This window comes from uncultured Sphingomonas sp. (genome assembly GCF_946477935.1).
Taxonomy (GTDB): Bacteria; Pseudomonadota; Alphaproteobacteria; order Sphingomonadales; family Sphingomonadaceae; genus Sphingomonas.
Genome location: NZ_CAMLAC010000348.1, coordinates 1 through 2,596 on the forward strand (window position 1 = coordinate 1; position 2,596 = coordinate 2,596).

Here is a 2,596-nt window from a genome sequence, read left to right on the forward strand (position 1 = left end):
GCGTGCCGGTGCGCGCCGTCGTCGCCCATCACGACCCCGCGCGCGACTATCAACTGGGGGTGCAGCATGCCCGGCGACCGGGCAGCGGGGTGCGCGAGGTGCGGCTGGACCTGCCCGCGGCGATCCCGGCGGGAGAGGCCAAGACGCTGGCGGCCACCCTGCTGGCGCGGGCCGAGGGCGCCCGGATGCGGCGCACGGTGACGCTGGACCTCGACGATATGGGCATCGGGCCGGGCGACACGGTGCGGATCGCGGGCGAGGAGGGCGTGTGGCGGGTAACCGAAGTTGCGGTGGAGGCGATGGTGGTGCGGCTGGACCTGGTGCCGCTGGTGCCGGCCAGCCTGCCGCTGTCCGCCGCATCCGGCCGGCATGTCGGGGCGGCCGACCGGGTGGCGGGGGCGACGCGACTGGCGGTGTTCGAGACGCCGGCCCTGGACGATGCGGTGCTGGCGGCGCCGCGGCTGACGGTGGCGGCGGCGGGCGGACCCGGGTGGCGGTCCGCCAGCCTGCACTACAGCCTGGACGACGGGGCGAGCTGGGTCGCAGGGGGGATGACGGCGGCGCCCGCGGTGATGGGAAGGATCGTTGCGCTCGCGCCGGGAGGATCGGCGGCACTGGTCGATGACCGTGCGGATCTTGTCGTTCATGTCGAGGGGCGGTTGCACGACGCCGATGACGCGGCGCTGGACGGGGGCGCGAACCTGGCGCTGCTGGGGGACGAGCTGATCCAGTTCGCGCGCGCCACGGGCGCCGGTGGCGGCCGGTGGCGACTGGAAGGCCTGCGCCGGGGCCTGCGGGGCACGGAGGCGGCGATCGGCGGGCAGCGACCGGGCGACCGCTTCGTCCTGCTGGAGCCGGGCGCGGCGCGGACCATCGATCTGCCGGTCGCGGCGCTGGGCCGCCGGGTGCAGGTGATGGCGCACGGAGTGGGCGACGGGATCGAGGGGGTGGTCGCGACCCTCATGATCGCCGGCGCCTCCGTCCGGCCGCCGATGCCCGCGGGCGCGCGTCAGTACAGGCTGGCGGACGGGCGGGTGGCGATCGGCTGGATACGCCGCAGCCGGGCGGGATGGCGCTGGCTGGACGGGGTGGATGCCCCGCTGGGCGAGGAGCGCGAGGCATACCGGGTGAGCGTCGACGGAACGGATGTGGAGACGGTGGAACCGCGACTGGAGATCGCCGCGGCGCCCGGCGCGGTGGTAGCGATACGCCAGCGCGGTACGCTGGCAGAGTCGCCACCGCTGATGCTGACGGTCATGGGGAGGAACGGGGCATGATGGAATCAAGCGCGCGGATGCGGTTGCCGCTGCTGGTGGCGGGCCAGGCGCAGAAGGAGATTACGCATAACGAGGCACTGGCGTTGATCGATCTGGCGGTGCAACCATCGGTGGTGGAGATAGGGCGCAACGCGCCGCCGGCCGCACCCGCGCACGGGGAGGCATGGGTGGTCGGAGCCGCACCGGAGGGGGCATGGGCGGATCATGCCGGCGCGCTGGCTGGATGGACCGCCGGCGGGTGGCGCTTCATGCTTCCCTGGGTCGGGTTTGCGGTATGGAACCGGGCGGATCGCGGGACGGCCCGGTTCGATGGCGAGGAGTGGCGGCGGACCGCACCCGCTTCCGCGATCGACGCCCCGGCGGGCGGTGGTGTGATCGATGCGGAGGCGCGTGCAGCGATCGGTTCCATGCTGGCGTCGATGCGCGCACATGGCTGGATCAAAGGCTGAATTGCTGGTCCTTCCGCAGAGGTAATCCGGGGGGGAGGATCGTTTCGTCGCCAGTCCAGAACGGTCCGACCGCCGATAAAAGTTGTGCCTTTCGAGCAACACCTTGCGGTTTTTGTCAGCTTGCACGGAAACCAACGCTCCAATAGTGAGTTTGCGCTGTCCGTAGTGACAACCAAGAAAGGGGACTATGATGCGGAAGATTGCCATTGTTCTGGCACTCGCCTCCACCGCTCTGGCTTCGCCCGCCCTCGCCCGCGACAAGTCGTGGTACGTAGGCGTCGAAGGCGGTGCGATGATCGTCGAGGATATCGACTATGACATCACCGGCTCGCGCACTGGCGTGGCCAGCGTCGACCATGATTACGGCTACGACGTCGATGCCGTAATGGGCTATGATTTCGGCGGTTTCCGTCTCGAAACCGAGGTCGGCTATCGCAAGGCAACCGTGGACGGCTTCTCGTCGACCACGCTGACCAACACCGGCATCGGTGCGGGCACCGTTGCAGCCGGCAACTATGACTATGCCGGCGGCTCCAGCTCGGCGCTCAGCTTCATGCTGAACGGCCTGCTCGACTTCGGTGAAGACGACTCGATCCAGGGCTTTGTCGGCGGCGGCGTCGGCGTTGCACGCGTCAAGGCGAACTACGCGCTGAACCAGCGTGCAGACTTCCTGGACGACTCCGACACGGTCTTCGCATGGCAGGCTCTGGCGGGTATCCGCGCGCCGCTGAGCGAGAACCTGGACGCGACGCTGAAGTATCGCTTCTTCAACGCCGAGAACGTCCGTCTGGTCGACATCGCGAACAACACGCATGACGGTCGTTTCCGGTCGCACTCGATCCTGGGTGGCCTGACCTACAACTTCGGTGA

The 2,596-nt window shown here is 69.6% G+C and carries 2 protein-coding genes and 1 pseudogene; all 3 read left to right on the plus strand.

Translation table 11 applies throughout. The features are described from left to right. Window positions 1-1,277: phage tail protein (locus tag Q0U08_RS19695; protein ID WP_298093487.1), on the plus strand; the 1,277-nt coding region annotated here is incomplete at its 5' end. After that, the gene (locus Q0U08_RS19700; protein WP_298093488.1) at window positions 1,274-1,726 is read left to right on the plus strand and encodes a DUF2793 domain-containing protein; all 453 of its coding nucleotides are present in this window, start codon (window positions 1,274-1,276) and stop codon (window positions 1,724-1,726) included. The genes Q0U08_RS19695 and Q0U08_RS19700, both read left to right, overlap by 4 nt. A 190-nt stretch (window positions 1,727-1,916) precedes the next feature. Further along, window positions 1,917-2,596 (plus strand): annotated as a pseudogene (locus Q0U08_RS19705) (outer membrane beta-barrel protein); the annotation flags it as partial.

Excerpts from the sequence above, each read along its gene's own strand:
- Q0U08_RS19700 (WP_298093488.1), top strand. The coding sequence starts at position 1,274 with ATGATGGAATCAAGCGCGCGGATGCGGTTGCCGCTGCTGGTGGCGGGC.